The following is a 20223-nucleotide window of genomic DNA, read 5'->3' on the forward strand; positions in this document are numbered from 1 at the left end:
AAACACTTATTGAAAAATGTTTAGGAGGACAAGTGATGAAAAGGAAGATAAGAGTAATATTTACAATGGCATTGGTGGGAGCGGTGTGTTTAGGATCATTAGGCGGGTGCGCAAAAACAAAGAAGGAGGCAAAGAATTCATCAAGTAGTGAGGAAGATGTTTATGATGATATGGAGGCTACAATTGGAATATCATTCCAGGATTTAAGTAACGAATTTGTCTCAAATAAAAAGAAAGCATTGATGGACTATGTAGATAAACATTATCCTAATATAGAGGTACTCTATTTGGATGGTGCTGGCGATGCTTCTACACAGGTATCACAGATGGAAACTTTTATCAATCAAAAAGTTGATGCCATTATTTGCAATCCTCAGGAAAGTACAGCTCTGCAGCCATACTATGAAAGTGCTATTGCAGCGGGTATACCGGTTGTTTCTGATGGTACAGATGTTGATGATAAGGTGGGACAGGTTTGGAGCAGCTGTCCGGATGTGCCGGGAGCAGAAGAGCAGGTTAAATATCTAATGACGCTGTTTCCAGAAGAACAGGAAATTGATGTGGCAATTATGCGCGGAGTTATTGGGCATCAGGCAGAGATACTTCGCTCAGAGGGTTACGATAATGTTATGAAAGAAAATTCTGGTAAATTCAATATTGTATTTGATCAGACCGCTAATTATTCACGCGAAGAAGGGCTGCAGCTAATGGAAAATTGGCTTTCAAGTGGAACACATATTGATGCTGTTCTTGCTCAGAATGATGAGATGGCACTTGGCGCAGCAGAGGCGATTAAATCGGCCGGCAAAGAGGATGAAATTAAAGTACTTGGAATAGATGGTATAAAGGATGCCGTTCAGGGAGTAAAAAACAAAACACTGGCAGCAACATTATATCAGGATGGTACACAAATAATCATAAATTCCTTTGAATTAGCAGTAAAATCTATTAAGGGTGAAACCGTGAGCGATATTTCTATTCCTCAGGAATTGTGTACATCTGATAATGTGGATACTTACTTGGAAAAGTTAGAATATTTAGATGGGCTGTCAAATTAGTAGAGGTGGAAGAAGTATGGAAAAACAAAAAATATTATTAGATACTGATATTGGACAAGATATGGATGATGCCTGTGCGATTGCCTATTTATGTGCAAATCCGGAAGCAGATTTAATAGGTATAACTACAGTATCAGGTGATGCAGTGCCTAGAGCTAAGCTGGTCAGTGCTGTATGCAATTCTATGGGACGTTCGGACATCCCGATTTATCCCGGGCTGGAAACATGTATTTTAAAGGAGCAGCATCAGGCATTTTGCCCGCAGTCCCATTTGCTGGAACACTGGAAGCATAAAAACGAATTCCCTATGAATGAAGCAATATATTTTATGCAGCAGATAATCAGGGAGAATCCGGGTGAGGTGACACTTGCGGGAATTGGACCGGCAAGTAACATAGCGATATTGTTTCAGATGGATCCTGAAATTCCGTCCCTATTAAAAGGATTATATTTGATGGGCGGCAAATATCAGCAATACAATTTGCGTACATGGAGTAAGAAAAATTCGGATAATACATTCAGCATTGCGACACAGGGGCAGAATTTAGAGTGGAACGCCTGCATTGATCCATATGCAACGGCAATTGTGTTTCAACGCTCACCAGAATTGACCAGGGCTGTCGGCATTGATATGACGCACCAGGTGACACTAAGCCTGGAAGCATTTCATAATACTCTTGAGAAAAAGCTGCCGCCTATTTTGGAGGAAATGTCTAAAGCATGGATCGATTATGATCCACTTCAGGCAAAAACTTTGTGTTACCATGACCCAGTATGTATTACTACGATATTTAATAATAATGTATGTAAATTCCAGCGTGGAAATATAGATATAGAAACAGTCAGCCCACGATTGTTAGGATATACATATTTTGAAGAAGATCCAGAGGGCAGGCATGAAGTTGCCTGTGAAGTCAACCCAGAAGCATTTTTTGAAGAATTTTCGTCAGTGTTTTAATTTATGAAGTGCAGGGTCATTTTATTGCCCCTGCATTTTTGATAAGGAGATGCAATGAAAAAAATAATAAATAAGCCAGAAGATTTTGTGGATGAGGTTATAGAAGGGATTTATGCTGCATATGGCGATAGGATAAAGCCGGATCGTGAGGACAAGAGGGTTCTTTTGAGTAATTATCCTGTTCAAAAAGGGAAAGTTGGGCTTGTAACGGGCGGAGGGAGTGGGCATTTGCCAGTATTTCTTGGATATGTGGGAGAGGGGATGCTGGATGGATGCGCTGTAGGCAATGTATTTGCTTCGCCATCTTCTTCACGCATGGCACAGGCAATCCGTAGATGTAATCAGGGAAATGGTGTGCTTTGTATTCAGGGAAATTATGGTGGGGACAATATGAATTTTGAAATGGCCTGTGAGATGGTGGGCTTTGAAGATGATATCGTGACCAGGATTGTACGTGTTAATGATGATGTGGCTTCAGCTGAACTAAGCGAATTTGAAAAACGCCGAGGTGTGGCTGGTATGGTTTACGCATTCAAAACAGCCGGGGCGGCGGCTGCACAAATGATGTCTCTGGACGAGGTAGCAGAGATAGCCCAAAAAACAGTTAACCGTACCAGAACAATGGGGGTAGCTCTTTCACCCTGTATAGTTCCAGAAGTGGGAAAAGCAACGTTTGAAATTAATGAAAATGAAATTGAAGTTGGTATGGGAATACATGGGGAACCAGGAATTGAAGTTAGAAAAGTTATGAGTGCAGATGAAATGGCCAGTGAATTGTTATCAAGAATTCTAACAGATATGCCGGTAAAAGAAGGCAACGAAGTATCTTTAATGGTGAATGGACTGGGAGCTACACCTCTTGAAGAACAATTAATTGTCTATCGCGCATTGCATCGGCTGCTTAAGAAGCAGGGAATTAGAATTTTTATGCCACATATAGGTGAATTTGCAACATCAATGGAAATGACAGGGATATCTGTTACGGTTTTAGAATTAGATGAACAGTTGAAGGAGTTTTTACGTTATCCGGCGAATACTCCTTTTTATACTAACGCTAACAAATAAGAGGAGCTTTTGAGATGAATAAAGAATCAGTATTAATGGCAGTGAAAGAAATTGTAAAACTAATGGAGGAGAATAAGGATCTGTTAACGGAGACGGATGCAAAATTCGGTGATGGGGATCTGGGTGTATCTATGCTTTCGGGATTTACAGCTATGAGAAATTGCCTTAATAGTTTGGATGAAACTGATTTAGGAAAGATGTTTATGAGATGTGCTGCCAAAATGAATGAAACAGCTCCTTCGTCGTTAGGAACTATTTTATCATTTGGAATGATAGGAATGGCGGATTTTCTGAAAGGGAAAGTGGAAGTGGATACTTCTGAATTAGCCCTGGCAATGGAAAAGGGAGTCCTTAAGATTATGGAAAAGGCAAAATCCAAACCAGGAGAAAAGACAATATTAGATGCCCTTATTCGCGGAGTGAAAGCGCTTTCTAAAAATGCAAATGAAACCGGGGTTTATGAAAAGGCTGCGTTGGCTGCAGCTGCAGGAGCAGAAAGTACTCGTAATATGCAGGCAGTGCACGGAAGGGCCGCTTATTATAAAGAAAAAAGTATTGGCTTTATGGATGGAGGCGCAATAGTTGGAAAATTGATATTTGAAGGAATTGTAAATAGTTTATAAATGTATGTTAAGTTGATTGTTCAAAGAACTAGTAAAAGGTAAATGCACAAATGTACTTTAGTCATATAGAAATGATGTGTGCAAAAGGTTGATTTTATTCCCAGACCGTCGTATGATAGTAAAATAATTTTTACTACATAATAAGGATGTGATATAAAATGTTTAAAAAGTGCATTTTGATGATATTAAAACCCCTGTCGTTTCTCCCTGCAATTGTAATGATGTATGTTATTTTCAGTTTTTCTGCCCAGACGGGTACAGATTCCGGCAATTTGAGCTATACGGTAAGCCATAAGATTGTGGAAATCGGAAATGAAGTCCTGCAGAAGAATATGGAGGAATGGGAGATTGAGGAGAAGGCATATGAGATTGAATATCCAGTGAGGAAGATTGCCCATATGACAGAATACTTTATTCTGGCGGTTGCGGTATCACTGCCATTTTATGTTTACGGCCTGCGGGGTTTTGGACTCATGCTGGTTGCAGGGCTGATCTGTGTGGGCTTTGCCTGCGGGGACGAGTACCATCAGTCCTTCGTGGATGGCCGCGGCCCCTCTGTAAAGGACGTGGGAATCGACAGCATCGGCGTCTTTTTTGGAATCATAGCGGTGCGTATCTGCTGCTGGACCATACTGGCTCCGGCACGGACGATGGAGCGGGAGCGGCGCAGATGGGAGCGCAAAAGAGCGCGGCAGAGAGAGCTGGAAGCGGAGCAGCGGCAGAGCAGGCGACGTAATCCCAGAGACTATTAGAATGGATATAATAATGAATTAAATATAAGTCTCAGAGTCCTTTGGATTCTGGGGCTTATTTTATGATATAGGGAATTCCTCTGGAATTCCCTATATCATAAAAACCCTCCGGGGGATGCACACGCCGCGATAAGGTATATAGCCGCAGAGCGGCATCGTGGCGCGCCAAAGTGTGCAAGCCCCTCAGGAGTGAGGGGACGGGGAGTTAAGGTGGGCTTGCCTACTTTGTTATGATTAGGAAAATTCCGGTGAAATGCTATATTACAAGAGCCTGGCCGGGAAGACAAACTTTTGCCTGCCCGGTGAACTCATTAAAAAATAATTCATGAATTCTGAGTAAAAATAAGCCAATAGACCCAAAATATAAATAATGCAGTGCCAAAGCCGGATCATCCGGCGCAGTGCTGAAATTAAATGAGGCTTATACTGAGGCTGCATATCGAGGTGGAGATTTATGGAACTAATCAAACTGTCTGGAATTCTAATTGTTATTATTGGATTTGCATTAAAACTGGACGCTATACTGATCATTCTGGTTGCTGCAATCGTAACGGCGCTGGTGGGAAATTTGGGTGTCATCGGGTTGCTGGAGACGCTGGGAACGAGTTTTATTGCAAACCGGAATATGGCAATATTCATATTAATCATGCTGGTGACCGGAACTTTGGAGCGCAATGGTTTGAAGCCCGCTGCGGCCAGTCTGATCGGTAAGATCAGGAATGCATCCGCCGGTGCGGTCATTGGAGCCTACGGAATCATGCGTGGAATTTTTGCGGCATTTAATGTCAGCTTTGGCGGCGTTGCGGGCTTTGTAAGGCCCATCGTTATGCCCATGGCAGCAGGGGCGATTGAAGCGCGGGGGAAAGAACCCAATGAAGAGCATGTAGAACGGCTAAAGGGGATGGCCTCCGGTATGGAAAATATTGCATGGTTTTTCTGCCAGGTGCTGTTTGTCGGCGGCTCGGGCGCTCTGCTGGTGCAGTCTACACTGGAAACGCTGGGGTATAAGACATCGCTCATCCATTTGGCAAAGGTAGAGATTCCGGTGGGAATATTTGCAATTGTAACAGGAACCGTCTACTATTTCCTGAAAGACAGAAAACTGTACAGGAAATATTACGGGGATAAAAAGTAAGGGGGAAATAGTTCATGACATTTTTTCTAAGCCAGGATGTTACGCTTGGTACAAAACTCCTGGAAGTTATCTATATCATTATGGGCCTGATTACATTTTATACGGGTATCAAAAATGTATTGGACAAGGAAAATCCCTCCCGTCTCGGAACCGGAGTATTCTGGTGCACTCTGGGGATCGTACTGGCATTTGGGCGCTGGATTCCTTCAGCGGTCAACGGTGTGCTGATTATTCTAATGACGGTTCCGGCTATCTTAAGAAAGGTGAAAATCGGAAAAATTGAGTCTTTAACAGAAGAGTATACGGATAAAAAGTACCGCGATATCGGAATGAAAATTTTTATTCCGGCCTTGTCCATCGGAGTATTTGCAATTCTGTTTGCCATTTTCCTTCCGGATCTGGGCGCCATAGTCGGAGTAGGTGCAGGGATTGCAGTTTCTATTATCATTTTGATGTTTCTTTCGAGGGAGAACAGGCCGGCGGTTTTTCTGAGAGATTCGGAACGTCTCCTCTCAACGGTAGGCCCTCTAAGTATGCTTCCCATGCTCCTTGCAAGCCTGGGGGCTGTGTTTACCGAGGCCGGTGTGGGAGATGTGATTGCGGGTCTTGTGGGCGGATTTATCCCAAAAGGAAACGTCAATGTAGGAATTGTTGTTTTTGCAATTGGGATGGCTGTATTTACCATGATTATGGGAAATGCTTTCGCTGCCATCACGGTCATGACCGTGGGAATCGGTGCACCATTTGTTCTGAATTATGGAGCAGATCCGGCCGCCATTGGAATGCTGGCGCTGACCTGCGGGTTCTGCGGCACGCTCTGCACACCTATGGCGGCGAATTTTAATGTCGTGCCGGTGGCCATGCTTGATATGAAAGACCGCTTTGGAGTGATCAAATGTCAGCTGGTGCCTGCAGCACTCATATTTATCTTTCATATTTTTTATATGATTCTGCTGAAATAAGGCGGAGACAGAAAATATAAGCTGCATCCTTTTTGTAGGGACGCGTGAATCAGGCAGCAGGAAAGGAAATCGGGTATGCAGGATTACCGGAAAATAGAACGAGGTGCAATGATTGTGATTAAAGACTGGCTTCGCCTTAAGCCCTGGGAAAAATTAATCATTGTGACAAGCGAGAACCATCTGGAAGAAGCGGAAGTGCTCCGGCATTGTGCCCACAGGCGGACAAAATCTGCAGATCTGATGGTTGTGGAAAAGCGGGGAAAGCATGTAGGCGTATTTTTCGATAAACATGAAAATGTATTTGATGATTACAGTGCCGTGGTTGGTGCCACAGACTATTCCCTCGTGACAACAAAGGCAGCAAAACGGGCCATAAGCAGGGGAAGCAAATTTTTATCTCTCCCATTATCCACAAATAACGGAAAGTCTATGCTGTCCTACCGTTTCATGGGAATGGATACAAAGAAAAGCAAAATGATGGCACGAATTATTATGAAGTATTTGAATTCATCCTCTGTGATCCGGGTAAAGACGGGGCTTGGGACAGATTTAAAAATGTATAAAAGAAACAGACCGGCAGGATTTTTTAACGGGGTAGTGAGAGACGGCAGGGGATTCTCATCAGCAAGTATAGAAGTGTATGTCCCCATAGAAGAAACAGAGACAGAGGGGATTCTGATACCCGACGGTTCACTGGGGTATATCGGGAGACCCGATGAGCCGTTTCGGATATGTCTGGAACACGGCTGCATACAGGAGATTGAAAGGACGGCCGCCGGAAAAAAGCTGATAGAGTACATGGCGGATTTTAAAGACCCGGGTATCTATGTTGCATCGGAATTAGGGATTGGTCTGAATTCCTATGCAAAGTGCAGAGGAAAATGTTACATCGAGGATGAGTCTGCCTACGGAACATTTCACATAGGTGTGGGACGGAACATTGCCCTGGGCGGTGTGCATGAGGCGAACGGACATTTTGATCTGGTGGTGCATAAGCCGGATATCTATGCGGACAACCGGATGATTATGGAGAGAGGGAAGATTATCATCCCCGAACCGGAAGTCTGATGAGCGTATCAGCCGCACATAATAGAACGGGTAATGGATATCCCTGGATGTAGATATACCCGGCAAAAAAGTACTGAGAAATTATAGGTTAGGAGGAGCAAAATGAAAGTATTGATTACAGGATTTGATCCTTTTGGAGGCGCTGACATCAATCCGGCATATGAAGCCGTAAAATTACTGCCCGATGTGATCAAAGGTGCAGAAGTAATTAAGATGGAAATTCCTACGGTTTTTTTCAGGGAGGGAAAGATACTTGAGGCGGGAATTCAGAAACATAAGCCGGACGCTGTAATCTGCATCGGGCAGGCCGGAGGGCGTTCCGGTATATCCGTAGAGAAAGTGGCAATCAACCTGATGGAAGCAAGAATACCGGATAACGAAGGGCAGCAGCCTTTTGACCAGCCGGTCTGTGAGGACGGCGAGAATGCGTATTTTGCAGCGGTTCCTGTGAAGGCCATGGTAGCGGCTGTACGAAGCAGAGGGATTCCGGCACGGATATCCTATACGGCTGGAACCTATGTGTGCAATGATGTGATGTACCGTCTGCTGTATCTGATTGATAAGAAATATTCCGGGATGAGAGGCGGGTTTATTCATGTACCGTATCTGCCGGAGCAGGTGATAGATCTGCCGGACGGAATGCCGAGTATGTCGGCGGAAATGATTGCCCGGGGAATTGAGGCGGCTGTGGAGGCTGTGGTGGAAAATCGGGTGGATATTGATATTGTTATGGGGGAAACCCATTAGAGATGTTGTTAATATATTTGAATAGTTGCGAAAAAGGGCGCCTCATATTCGAAGTGCCCTTTTATTATGCTCAGCAGGATTTAGAAGACAACGGAATATATATATGGAAGGCCGTGCCTTCCCCGGGCTTGGATTCTACGGTAATAGTCCCTCCATATTCTTCAATACTGATCCTCGCAAAGTAAAGCCCCAGTCCGCGCAGCCCGGGATTCTTTTTCGTACTGAATTCATAGTTGAAAATCTGCGGCAGATGTTCCGGATCAATTCCTTCCCCGTTGTCCATAAACGTAATGTTTGCAGCATCTTTTGTATAAACAGCGGAAAGCGTCAGCGTCCCCTCCATAGGTGTATGCTCCGTGGCATTGATGACCAGATTTTCAAAGACACGGAACAGATTTTCCCGGTGGCCGTATATTTGACACGTCTGTTTGGGCAGCTCCAGCTGATAATGGAGTCCGTTTGCGTCAGCGTAAGGCAGTGTCTCGGAGTACACATACCGGAGAAATTCACTGCAGTCCAGGAATTCTGCGGGATCGCGATGAGAAGTCTCTGTGTGGAACAATTGAAGGCTCTGCACGTTGTTCTGGATCTGCGAGGACTTGTTGTCGATCACATCCAGATAATGCTGCAGCTCATCGTCAGAATCGATGCCGCTGCTTTTGATATAGTCTATATAGGTATTGATTGCTGCCACAGGAGCCTTGAGGTCATGTGCCACAGCGGAGAGAAACTGCTTGCGTTCTTCCATCATAGCTGTAAGATGTGCCGTTTTTTTCTCCACTTCTTCCTGCAGATGTTCTGTCAGATACTGGCGCTGGATTAGTGCCCTGCGGTTGTAATCCGAGATCAGTATGGTGAATAATAAAACCATGACAAAACCACAGTATTCTGTCTGCCATCCAAACCGTACCGGTTCATAGCGGCCCGCGGTGAGATAATCAACCAGAATGCCGAATCCAAATACAGCATTGCCGCTCAGAAGCCAGACATATTGTGGCTGCTGAAGCGTACCGAGGAAGGCGGCCAGAATCAGGTAGACGCTCATCACAATTTTTGACAGAGCGATGATCTGGCTGTAAATGGATATAAACGGCGGAAACAGCGGGAAGAGCATATAAAAAGCAAGCAAAGGAAAAGCTGTCATAACAATGGAAAATATATAACAGGCGATGTAAACCTTCCGGTTCCATACCGAACCCGCCAGACGGTAAGTCAGGGCAGTCATACAGACAAGAACCGCAAAATAAGCGGTATCCTCAATCACATAAGAGAGTTCTCCCAGATTGATCCCGAGCCAATGGATGAGCGGATAACAGATATGTACCGAAAAGCAGAGACACAAAAGCCCATAAGCAGCATACAGTGTATCTGTCTGCCTTCTAAACCATACGGTAAAGGAAACGACCGCACAGCCCAGTGTAAAGAAGCAGAGGAATGCATAAAATACAAGCCTGCAGATTATAAGCAGAGTAACCGTATCCGTCCGGCCTATAATGGGAGGATAGACCACGCCGCTGTAATAGTGGGAGTAATTGGAAGCCTCAATTACGATTTCTACATTGCCTGAAGGCAGGGGAATCAGCGTGTTCTGTGTATGAATGCGATAGTGTTCTTCTGACAGATCACCATATGAATGGAGCAGCTTTCCGTTTATATATATTTTGCTTGCGGAGTATATTTCAGGCATTTCTAAGAGCCATCCTCCGGAAGTGGGTTCCAGGTAAAGCTGTTTTCGGTAAACGGCGGAACCGAAAGGCGATGCATCCTGATGAAATGATTTAAAATTTCCAAATTGACCGATCGTGATTATCTCAGGTGATGTAAGGATATCACCTTCTGTGTTCCGGTTTTCCTCCAGGCTAAGATCAGGGTAAAATTCCCATCTGCCTGCAAGGACGTGCAGAGAACTGCCTGTGTATGTGTACTTATTATCCCAGCGGTAGGTGATATAAAAAAGGATCCCGATTACGGCAAGAGAAAGAAATAGAACCAGCAGGGATGCGCCAAGGGCATTCTTTCCCCTGCGGTCCCGGATTGGGTCTTTTTTGCGCTGAATATGAAGAAAAGCTTTTATTTTCTCAAAAGAATCATTATATTTCATGTCCTAATCCGTATAAACATAACCCTTTCCCCACTGCGTGCGGATATATTCCTTTTCAGGTGAAAGCGTTTTGATTTTTCTGCGTATCCTCATAATCAAAACCTGAATACTATGCGTATTATAACGTTCTCCCCACAAAGCCTCGTAGATCTCTTCCTGACGGTATGGTATGCCCTTGTGATTGCTCAGAAACTGCAGAATCTGAAATTCACTTATTGTCAAATCCAAAGAAGAGGATCCTATGTAAGCCTGCTTTTCATCCGGGCAAATATAAAGGCGGGAACTCCCCTGTAAATCTCCCTGCCTGCTGTGATGGAGCCTGGGATGTATTCTTGCACGTATTCGAAGCTCCAGCTCTTTCATGTGGTACGGCTTCACAATATAATCATCTCCGCCGCTCAAAAAACCTTGTTCAAGAGAGGCTTCATCCGTTAGCACGGTTAGAAAAATAATCGGGATATTACTAATATCCCGAAGTGTCCGGCAGAGCTCAAAACCATCCTGGCCATCCATGCGGATATCAAGTATAACACAGTCGTATGCATTTTTCCCCAATAATAATAAGGCATCTTTTGCACTGGAAGCTTTATCAGCTGCAAATCCATGTTCTGTAAAGTAAGCATGGTTTAAATTTAAGATATCAATGTCATCATCAACAAAAAGAAGTCTGTCCATATCCCACCAACTTTCATAGTATCTAATTCCATTTTAAAGGGGGCAGAAGCCGTTTGCAAATAAAATCGGAAATTTCCAAATATTGTTGTTAATTGTTGTTATTTATTGTTGTTTTATTGTTAAATGGATTATGATAAAATTAAACATATAATTTGATTAAGGATGAAATGAGAGGAGTACACAAAGTGAAAAAAAGATGGAAGATCCCCTTTTTCATGCTGATTTTGTTCAGCGCATTTTTTATGCGGACAAGCAGCTGCAAGGCGTGGGGACCGCCTAAACTGGAGAATGAAGAGCAGTTTTTACAGTGGTATGAGGAAAACAAGAACATTGACGGAGCGGTTTATCAGTTATCGGGTGATCTGAAGCTGACTATGGGCAGTGAAGAGGCTCCCATTGTGTGGGACGGCCTGGGTGATGTGACAATTGAATGTGGAAGCCATTTGATCATGGTGGATAGCGGCCTTGTTTTAAACAACCCTAATCTGAAGATCACAGGAACATATTTCACTGTGCTTATGGTAAGACATGGGCTGCTTACACTTGAGCAGGGAAAAATTGAGTATGGGGGTTCGGATGGTGCTGTCATACAGGTAAAGGGCGGAATGCTTGCGGGACCTTCGCAGCGTGGACAGTTTACACTCTGTACTTCTCCGGATGCCCGGGAGGTAACCGGAATTTCGTATGGCATATTGCCGTACAAAGAGTTGGCGAATCTGGACATTGTTCTGGAGGGGAGTGGTAAGACAGTAGGAATCAGTACTTATGGGCCCCTGGCTTTAGAAAATTGCAGTATCCAGGTGACAGGAGGAACAGCGGCTTACGGGGTCTGTCAGGATCACGAGAAAAAGGAGCTGTTTATTCGTGGCTGTCAAATAACTGCCTCTGTTTCAGATCCGTCTGGAGAAATATACAGTGTATATTCAGCCAGCGGGATGACAGAATGCGAAAATTCTGTGTTAGTGCCGAAACTGGCTGGCGATATCACTTATAAGATTCTGGCAGCTAAGACGAGGATGCCGGTTTATGTTGAACCGGGAACCGCTTCTTCTGACTGGCAGATGCCGGAGATGCTGGAGATGTATGTACAGGAGACCGGGGCAGAAGAGGAGACAGTGTTTTCCATCCCTGTCAGCTGGAATATCCCGGATTCCGGTTTGGCGGAGCCGGGATACGATATCGTAAAAGGCAGTTTTGATACGCAGACACTTCAAAATACATTTTTAAATCCCGATGAAATTGTTCCGGCAATTACAGTGTTATGCACTCCTCCTGAGAAGATGTTTCTTATTGCATCCGAGGTGACAAAAGAAGGCACCAAGCTGCTGATACCTTATCCGTATGGCGCGGAGAAGCTTAAAGTGGAATACAGTGGAGATGGAGAGAATTTCCTTACATATTTACCAAAGAGACCAAACATGCTTGTACCTGGATCAACGATTCCTGAAAATGGACTCTTTCTGTTTTCTATCCCATTGCGGGGAGCCGAACAGGGGCTGTATGTGAGATTTGTGGTGGAAGGGGACAGTACGTTTAGCGGAACCAGTGCAGCATGGAAAGTTGGGCCCGGCGCGAGTTTGGGGATTCCAGATGATGCAGGAGATGAACAGGGCGGTGACCGGGGCGGTCAGGATGCCGATCCATCCCTCCCTGAAACAGAGGATCCGGATACAAAACCGTCTCTGCCTGGAACAGAGAAACCGGATGGAGATGCTGAACAGCCTGGGGATCTACCATCAGGAGAGACGGACAAGCCTTCTAATGGGCAGGGAGGAGAGTCAGGAGATGCCGGCGGAAATCCGGGAGAGAGCATCGGGCAGACAGGAACAGAAGGAATAAAGGGAGAGCCTTCTAAGAAAGCATCTTATGTGAACAATGGAGGAATAAAGAATCAGGAAGGCATTACGTCTTTGATTCAGGGAGTAAACGGAAACAATAATCAGGAAACTGTAAAGAATGATAAAAGTAAACTGTCTGAGGCCGGGACCAAAAGTTCGGTTCAGCATATAAGCGCGGAACCCGAGGAGAAAGAGCTGGTGGATCAGAACAAAGATCTGAAAACAGCGGAAAAGGTAGAGAAAAAACAGTACCCGATAGGTTTAGCCATAACACTGGTAATCGTTGGAATTGCAGCTGCCGGATACTGGTGCGGTAAGAGAGTATTTAAAAAGAAGTAAAAAAATATTGTTGAAGAATAGAATGAGACAACAGACTGTGTTCTAAAATCTTTACCTGCATATGGATTGGGGATGTCCATTAGAAGGTGTCCCCATCCGTTTATAAGTAACCAAATGAAAAAGCCCTGCTATTTTGCAAGGCTTTTCATTACATTCTTTACTACTTCCTGGCGGATACTCTCATCCGGTTCAGCAGAAGCTTTATAGTCTGCATACCGCGCAGCGACATACAGATAATCTGAAAGACGGTTGATATACTGCATCGCCTTGCTGTCTGCCCCGTAATTCTGGGCCACTTTGCGGAAACGGCGTTCGGCTCTTCGGGCAACAGCTCGGGCAACATCCAGCCTTGCGGACTGTTCACAGCCTCCGTATAGTATGAATTCCTTAGCGCGCGGAAATAGTCCCTCCAGCCGGTCGATTTCCTCTTCAAGGGTAAACGTTTCTTCCTTGGTAAAACGGTAATCCAGATTGCGAGGATCCGCAATCCCTGCCATCATTTGAATCAGAGATTTCTGTATCTGTGAAAGACGGTCACTCAGAGGCTGGTCTGCAATGACTTTGGCAAGGCCGATATGGCTGCTCAATTCATCAATTGTCCCCAGCAGCTCAATCCGGTCATCTGATTTGGAGACACTGATTCCATTCATAAGAGAAGTTTTTCCGGCATCTCCGTTTTTTGTGTAAATCTTCATAGTTATCTCCCCTTTTTACATTATTCTGCAGCTAAGCTGCAGTAAAAAATCCCGACAGGTTATTTGAATGCCAGTTTTTTGACGGCCCGTGCACTGTTTGCCCCCAGTTTCCTGCTCTGCATCGGATCTGGATTCTGATAGCTCTCGATATTGCGGCCCTTTGAGATGCCCCGCATCTGCATAGCGATCCCGTTTCCGGTCATTCCGATTCCGGAGCCGAGCATGGAGTCATTAGCAGCATTCCATGCCAGTTCATCAAGTGAAATGGTTTCCATTTCCTTTATCTCATAAAATACCCCTTCTTCTTCAATTCCGGCACAGACATTCCGGAGTGAAGAGGTATCCGGGTTATTCACATATATGAAAATAGAAGGCTTTTTAATGATCATTTTTGTTCTCCTGCATATGAAAGTACAAGCCCGGTGGCTACGGCATTGCGGGGGCCTTCCGCACCCCGGATATTTCCCCGGCCGCATACAATACGGTAACCGGCGAATTCTTCCATCAGCATTTCCGGGATCTCAAAGTCCTCGGCAGAACCGCCCACCAGTACAACATTGGATATATTCCTCAAATCATGGCCGGGCGCCACCTTTTTCAGAGCGCGGAACGCATTCGTGACAAAAACTTTCCTTTTTGCATCCCGGCGTACCTGGACGATCTTCTCCATGGGAATGTCCTTTTCCATACGGATAAACCCATCCTCCGCCAGCAGAATAACGCGTCCGTAGAAACGGGGATCAATGGAATCCTCCACAAAGGTCATCTGTCCATTTTCCATCCGCATATGGAACAGACTCTCTACTTTGGCAAGGGGGTATTTTTTAATCTGTTCGGCCATATGCCTGTCACCAAGTCCCAATTCGGTCTCGATCAGCATGGATACCAGTTCACCGGCACCTGCCTGGTGGGTCATGGTGACCTGTCCTTCCTCGGAAATCACTGCGGCATCCGTAGAACCGCCCCCCATGTCCAAGATCGCCAGCGGCAGCTGTGTTCCCGGGGTTGTAAGAGCCCCGAGGCTTGCCATAACGGCCTCCACGCCGGCAACCTTCACATCTGTTCCCAGCTCCAGCTTCAGTTTTTCTGCAATCTCCCTCATGGGGAGCTGACGGGTCTTTACCATGGCCGCTATGCCCACAGCCTTTTCCAGACAGGTTTCCCCTGCCAGGGCTCCCGAGATCAGAACAGGCGCGAGAGTGTCAACTGCCAGTACATCTGTAATGTGGATATCCGCATCCGGAGTATTGTCCAGTTCGCCCATGCCCTGCTTGATACGGGAAAGCATATTGCCTACATTGGTATTCGGCTGTCCGCTGATGTCGCGGATGCTTCCGGCATCAGATACCGCCTGCATGATTTTCTCTGCGCCTTCATCCAGATTAACGGATGCGCTGTGTTCTGCATCCAGATAAATCTCTCCTGCCGGGAGCACATTTTCACGTACATTCCCGCCGGGCGTCTTCAGTACTACAGCGCTGCGTTTGCCGATCAGGCTCTTGGCAATCGGTGTGACAGTACGAGTCTCTTCTGCATTCAGCTGTAAAAGCGTGGCGATGCCGTAGGGGTTGGAAAGCATGCGTACGGTCTGTCCGGGCAGTGCAACCTCGATCGCCGCCAGAACCCTGTCCGGAAGCTTGTCGATTCTGGCTACTTCATCGATAATTGGCAGTTTCCTGTGCAGGCGGTTCTCCACAAGAACAGCCTCATCCGCCTGCAGGATCACACCTGCGATATCCAGCGTTCCTTCCGCCTGGTTCAGGATTGCAGCCACTTCTTCATAAGAATAGGAGCTGGGTGCAGCCACGATGTAAGGCGTACCGGGGACACCCCTGGACAGATTTTCGATCAGGAGAATCTCGCCTACAGCCTGTCCGGCACCAGCGGGGGTGGAGGGATTGTGTCCGATCATGGAAGAGTCGGTGATAATTGTTTCTGTCAGGGTTTCCATGGCGGTATCGCCGATGACGGGAGCCGCCTCGTTAAGCCGGATGAGGGAAATGTCATCGACGTCCCTTCCGATTCTGCCCATGGCCTGTTTCAATGCTGCCTTGATGGCATGGGTATTCGCAACAGTACCTTTTGTCCCGGTTGTGGGGCAGGAAGCACTGGTCAGAAAATGGATCGTGCCACCTTGCGTACTTTCTCCGATACAGACTTCAGTTGTAGAATTCCCAATGTCAACTCCAGCGATATAACTCAAAGCAGAATCCCTCTTTTCTCATAAACTTCTGCGGCCTCCATTACAAGACGCGCACAGTTTCTGGCATTGTATTTTTCAAGAAGTTCCTGGGCCATCATAACCAGCTCCAGTTTGGTAGAGCGGTTCGGGCGCAGCTTATCATACATTTTTAAAATAACATCATCAGGTACATCCACGAGCTCAGCCGCACGTTCAAAATTCTTCTCCATGGGATCATTGCCGGCTTCTCTGGCAACCTGTCCCTGTGCCTTGAGAATCTCTTTGGATATCTTGATATCGTCGGCAGACACGTGGTTTTTCATCACTTCATCCAGGGTAATATCTGTCAGTTTTTTGCCTGTCCTGGATGTTATATGTTCTTTTTCATGTTCTCCTAATGGGTACTGCATCTATTTTACCTCCCATTCGATAATTCCAACCTCAGGGTCCAGCTGTTCTGTCTCTGCAATATGCATCAGAGCCGCTTTTACCTGGTATTTGGGCCGTGACATCGGGTCATTGGTACAGGGAATCGGTACAACCTGTTCCCCTTTCACGTATTTGGCGGCATTTTTGCCGATCTTTCTGTATGTGTCCAGACCCATCAGCGGTGCCTGCGGGAAAAGCTCCAGGTTGGAAAGCGGGTATAAATCTTTCTGATGAATAACGGTCGTTCCTTTGGACTGGATACCGACACCGATGCCTGAGCCGGATAACTTGGCGGCCTCCAGTGCCATGAAACATACATCAGAAGTATCCAGAATCTTTACGACCCTTGGCACCATGCCTTCCTCTTCAATCCCCGCTTTCACATTCTTAAGAACATCATCCAGCGGGATGCCGCAGATGGTTTTCCGGATTTCTTTCTGGAATGCGGCTCCGACACCGATCACAACTTCTTTCGGGTCAGTTCCTTTCATGGCTCTTGGGTAAGAGGCGTAAGATGTTTTTTCTTCATTAATTCGTTCGCGGCCTGCCATAGAAGGGACCAAAGCCGCCGGAGCTGCCGGGCTCTTTTTCTGCTTCATCTCGGCGAGGACGGCATCTGTTATCTGTTTTACTAAATCTTCATTAATCTGCATGCTCTTTCCTCCTATATATCCTGCGGATTGATAATATGAGGAATCTTCTTGATTTCCTCCCAGCGTTCGCCCTCTACGCGGTAACCTGTACCAGGTCCCATGTAGTCATTCGGTGTATTGACACCGGAAAGCACATGAAAATCCCTGTCCAGGATAGCTGCTGTCTGCATATAGTCACCTGCAACACGCTGCTTCAGCATGCTCAGCACACTCTCAGCGATATCCTGGAAACCGGATTCGGCAAGAGCCTTTACGACATCAACACCGGTGATGCCTCGTTTCAGCACATCCTCCGCCGACATCAGGTCAGCAGTAACGTCCCGGGGAAGTGTATCCTTACTTCCGTGGGCATAGGTGACAGCTTCCACCTGTTCATCGGAGACAGGGGTAAGGCCCAGCTGTTTAAACACGGCCTGTACAGCCTGTCCGGCTTTGCGTCTCACATGAATGACTTCTTCTTCTGTGACTGGCTTAAGTCCGCCGTCAACCTGCATATCTCTCTGCAGTACATTGTAGTCATCAAAATCTTCCGCATCAAAGTTAGAGCCCGCAAACATATTGTCATAGTTCGGCTCTGCAGCGTAACCGGAAAATATAAAATCTGTTCCTGGAAGGAACTGCAGCATGGTTCTGGCCGTTCTCCGCATATCTGAATTAGAAAAGCTCTGGTCATTGGAGGAAGCACACTCCAGGCCCAGCAGTGCGGCAACGAGATTCTCGCTCATAACTTCGCGGATTCCTCCCGGAACAGCTCCGGGCACGCCGATACAGCTGACGGATCCGTTCTGTATTCCCTGGCTTCCGGCACCTTTTGTGGCATAAAGGCAGCGGCATTCCAGATAAAGCATGGACTTTTTCTCGCTGTTTCCCATCAGGACTTCGGACCCTGAACCAGAAGTAAAGCGCACCTTCAACCCTCTTGATGCATATGCCGAATTCAGGAAAGCTTTGGAGTAAGGGGTATCATCCCCGTCAATAAATACTTTTTCAGTCCCATATACAGAAAGCGTCTCCGCATATGTAGTAAGTCCCCGGATGCCAAGCTCCAGTTCCGTTGCTTCTTCTGCGGAACACTGAGTCAGAACGCCGGGGCGTCCTACCTGGGAACCGATCAAAAGAGCCATGGCGCTTAGAGGTGCATATCTGGCAACTCCCATGGTAGTTTCTTCTTCCGCAAAACCTCTCAGGGCGCCTTCGGCAGCATCTGCCGCGATCTGAACCGGATCATCCTTCAGGTTCGTAATATGAGCCTGATTCCCCGGTGTCCTGCGGGCGCGCATTTTCTGCATACCCATCATCAGCTCCACCACGTTGAGACAGTTCAGAACTTCTACCATCTTGGCGGGAGTGATGCCGCTTACGATCTCCAGAATCTCTTTTCTGGAAACATGAATATCCACGATCATCCTGGCAATATCCAGGGAGGGGATTGTCATGGACATCGGGGCTCTCTGAATGTTGATGGCATAATCTGCGATAAACTGGTCGATAAAATCAAAGTCTTTTCGTTGTTTTCCGTCCAGTTCTGTAATCTTGCCGTCTTCAATCTTAAAGGATGGCTTAGGATCATAAGGGCTGTTCATAGCGGCAAAGCCCATCTCAGGCCATTCATTAATATAACCGTCCATATTGACCGGGCGGCGGTCCAGTGTTTCAATACGTTTTGATCTTTTCATTTTTCTCTTCTCCTAAGGAATTAAATTCCAGATAATGAACGCACACGGCATGTCCTTTATAATTAAAGTGCGTTGCAGTATGGAAAACAATATACAGTGCTTTTATTATACAACAAACACAGGGAAATAGCAATGTATTATTGCTGAAAATCAACTAAAAACCACATGGAATCAAATGGATCCCACACAAAACAACAGTCAAGGGCGGTGAAGCAATGTCTTACAAGATTAGAGATCTGTAAATGCAAGCTCCTCCCGGAGCAGATCTAAATATCTGACAGCATCTTCACTCGGCTTACAGTCCTTCCTTTTGATATAAACAATATTACAGCAGATATTGGGAATTCTGATACTGATCCAGTTTTCGTTATCGGGAGCCTGTGGATGCTGTACACAGCCCACGCTGAATGCATCTGTGGAGGAAACCAGCTTCCTTCGCGTTTCTTTATCATGTACAGAGATATTCTTCATGGTTTCTATATAGTCAAAGTGCAGCAGACTGGGGTACTCATCCCCTCTGCTGAAATCATAGGAAATGTGAGCATACTGTTTTAATGTGTCCAGGGTAATGTTTTCGGGGCCGTTTTTTAAGGCAGGATGCCCTTTTCTCAGATTAATATTCATTGGCATTTTTTTCAGGAATTGCATGGCAATATCCTTAGAGCGCATTATTTCTGCGTATACGGCCATGGCCTTATCATCAAAAGCCGCAATGCCAATGTGAGATTTGTTCAGGTACACTTCATTAATGACGGTTTTTACATTGCCGGAGGCCAGTGAAAAATCCAGTCTTTTCCGATTATCATATTCTTTACAGAGTTTGATAAAAGCTTCCGACAATGCGGTATGATTGAAAGAGGAAATAAGATGCAGGCTGCTGCAGTTTTTATCGATGCTGCTCCCCTTAATCTGGCGCAGCTGCTCAATAATAATTTCAGCATGCTGAATAAAATATTCTCCCTGTTCAGTAAGAACAATTCCAAGGTTTGTCCTGGAAAAGATCTGATATCCCAGTTCAGCTTCCAGAGCAGATATGGCTCTGCTGATATTGGGCTGTGACACAAACAAATTCTCTGCAGCTTTAGAAAAAGACAAGGTACGGGACGCTTCCACAGCGTATTCAATCTGCTGTATATTCATAATTTTTCTCCTCTTTATTAAATGACGTGAATCGAATAACCAAAACGTATACCCCCATGCCGGATACATATTGGTAATTGGTGGAGTGTGACTATAGAATAAGAGTAAGAACAGGCATCCCGAAGCC

The 20223-nt window shown here is 45.8% G+C and carries 19 protein-coding genes; 10 read left to right on the forward strand and 9 right to left on the reverse strand.

The window, feature by feature from the left end:
* Window positions 1-35 precede the first annotated feature (35 nt).
* The 9 genes from HMPREF0240_RS17735 (at window position 36) to pcp (ending at window position 8368) form a co-directional block, all read left to right on the forward strand.
* Window positions 36-1058, forward strand: a complete 1023-nt coding sequence (locus tag HMPREF0240_RS17735; RefSeq protein WP_035314059.1) for a sugar ABC transporter substrate-binding protein — start codon at window positions 36-38, stop codon at window positions 1056-1058.
* A gap of 16 nt (window positions 1059-1074) precedes the next feature.
* Window positions 1075-2016: a nucleoside hydrolase gene (locus tag HMPREF0240_RS17740; RefSeq protein WP_035314060.1), complete on the forward strand. Its 942-nt coding sequence runs from the start codon at window positions 1075-1077 to the stop codon at window positions 2014-2016.
* 54 nt (window positions 2017-2070) lie between these two features.
* Window positions 2071-3081 (forward strand): dihydroxyacetone kinase subunit DhaK, encoded by a 1011-nt coding sequence (locus HMPREF0240_RS17745; RefSeq protein ID WP_009004795.1) that lies wholly within the window; start codon window positions 2071-2073, stop codon window positions 3079-3081.
* Between the two features lie 14 nt (window positions 3082-3095).
* On the forward strand, window positions 3096-3704 hold the full coding sequence (locus HMPREF0240_RS17750) for a dihydroxyacetone kinase subunit L (protein ID WP_009004796.1): 609 nt from the start codon (window positions 3096-3098) through the stop codon (window positions 3702-3704).
* A gap of 158 nt (window positions 3705-3862) precedes the next feature.
* Complete coding sequence (locus tag HMPREF0240_RS17755; protein WP_035314061.1) at window positions 3863-4456, forward strand: VanZ family protein; 594 nt, start codon at window positions 3863-3865, stop codon at window positions 4454-4456.
* 454 nt (window positions 4457-4910) lie between these two features.
* Window positions 4911-5591, forward strand: coding sequence for a DUF969 domain-containing protein (locus tag HMPREF0240_RS17760; RefSeq protein WP_009004798.1), 681 nt, complete (start codon window positions 4911-4913; stop codon window positions 5589-5591).
* Window positions 5592-5605: 14 nt separating this feature from the next.
* Entirely contained in the window at window positions 5606-6553 is a 948-nt protein-coding gene (locus tag HMPREF0240_RS17765) for a DUF979 domain-containing protein (protein WP_009004799.1), read from the forward strand.
* Between the two features lie 75 nt (window positions 6554-6628).
* Complete coding sequence (locus tag HMPREF0240_RS17770; protein WP_035314062.1) at window positions 6629-7621, forward strand: peptidase; 993 nt, start codon at window positions 6629-6631, stop codon at window positions 7619-7621.
* A gap of 102 nt (window positions 7622-7723) precedes the next feature.
* A complete protein-coding gene (gene pcp / locus HMPREF0240_RS17775; protein ID WP_009004801.1) occupies window positions 7724-8368 on the forward strand; it encodes a pyroglutamyl-peptidase I in 645 nt (214 codons plus the stop codon).
* Window positions 8369-8438: 70 nt separating this feature from the next.
* On the opposite strand, the gene HMPREF0240_RS17780 is transcribed toward pcp, so the two are convergent.
* Both HMPREF0240_RS17780 and HMPREF0240_RS17785 read right to left on the reverse strand, forming a co-directional pair.
* The gene (locus HMPREF0240_RS17780; RefSeq protein ID WP_009004802.1) at window positions 8439-10469 is read right to left on the reverse strand and encodes an ATP-binding protein; all 2031 of its coding nucleotides are present in this window, start codon (window positions 10467-10469) and stop codon (window positions 8439-8441) included.
* Between the two features lie 3 nt (window positions 10470-10472).
* Entirely contained in the window at window positions 10473-11144 is a 672-nt protein-coding gene (locus HMPREF0240_RS17785) for a response regulator transcription factor (protein WP_009004803.1), read from the reverse strand.
* A 185-nt stretch (window positions 11145-11329) separates the two neighbouring features.
* On the opposite strand from HMPREF0240_RS17785, the gene HMPREF0240_RS17790 reads away from it, so the two are divergent.
* Window positions 11330-13321, forward strand: coding sequence for a hypothetical protein (locus HMPREF0240_RS17790; protein WP_035314063.1), 1992 nt, complete (start codon window positions 11330-11332; stop codon window positions 13319-13321).
* A gap of 128 nt (window positions 13322-13449) precedes the next feature.
* Here HMPREF0240_RS17790 and HMPREF0240_RS17795 read toward each other — a convergent pair whose 3' ends face one another.
* From HMPREF0240_RS17795 to HMPREF0240_RS17825, 7 genes are all read right to left on the reverse strand, one after another.
* The gene (locus HMPREF0240_RS17795; protein ID WP_009004805.1) at window positions 13450-14016 is read right to left on the reverse strand and encodes a cob(I)yrinic acid a,c-diamide adenosyltransferase; all 567 of its coding nucleotides are present in this window, start codon (window positions 14014-14016) and stop codon (window positions 13450-13452) included.
* 59 nt (window positions 14017-14075) lie between these two features.
* On the reverse strand, window positions 14076-14405 hold the full coding sequence (locus HMPREF0240_RS17800; RefSeq protein ID WP_009004806.1) for a glycerol dehydratase reactivase beta/small subunit family protein: 330 nt from the start codon (window positions 14403-14405) through the stop codon (window positions 14076-14078).
* Complete coding sequence (locus HMPREF0240_RS17805) at window positions 14402-16219, reverse strand: diol dehydratase reactivase subunit alpha (RefSeq protein WP_009004807.1); 1818 nt, start codon at window positions 16217-16219, stop codon at window positions 14402-14404. The genes HMPREF0240_RS17800 and HMPREF0240_RS17805 overlap by 4 nt, the downstream gene beginning before the upstream one ends.
* On the reverse strand, window positions 16216-16608 hold the full coding sequence (locus HMPREF0240_RS17810; protein ID WP_009004808.1) for a diol dehydratase small subunit: 393 nt from the start codon (window positions 16606-16608) through the stop codon (window positions 16216-16218). Before HMPREF0240_RS17810 ends, HMPREF0240_RS17805 begins: the two co-directional genes overlap by 4 nt.
* Window positions 16609-17280, reverse strand: coding sequence for a propanediol/glycerol family dehydratase medium subunit (locus HMPREF0240_RS17815; protein WP_009004809.1), 672 nt, complete (start codon window positions 17278-17280; stop codon window positions 16609-16611).
* An 11-nt stretch (window positions 17281-17291) separates the two neighbouring features.
* Window positions 17292-18956: a propanediol/glycerol family dehydratase large subunit gene (locus HMPREF0240_RS17820; RefSeq protein ID WP_009004810.1), complete on the reverse strand. Its 1665-nt coding sequence runs from the start codon at window positions 18954-18956 to the stop codon at window positions 17292-17294.
* Between the two features lie 228 nt (window positions 18957-19184).
* Complete coding sequence (locus HMPREF0240_RS17825; protein WP_009004811.1) at window positions 19185-20096, reverse strand: LysR family transcriptional regulator; 912 nt, start codon at window positions 20094-20096, stop codon at window positions 19185-19187.
* Window positions 20097-20223: the final 127 nt, after the last annotated feature.

Origin of the sequence: Clostridium sp. D5 (genome assembly GCF_000190355.1) — a bacterium.
Classification (GTDB): Bacteria; Bacillota; Clostridia; order Lachnospirales; family Lachnospiraceae; genus Faecalicatena; species Faecalicatena fissicatena_A.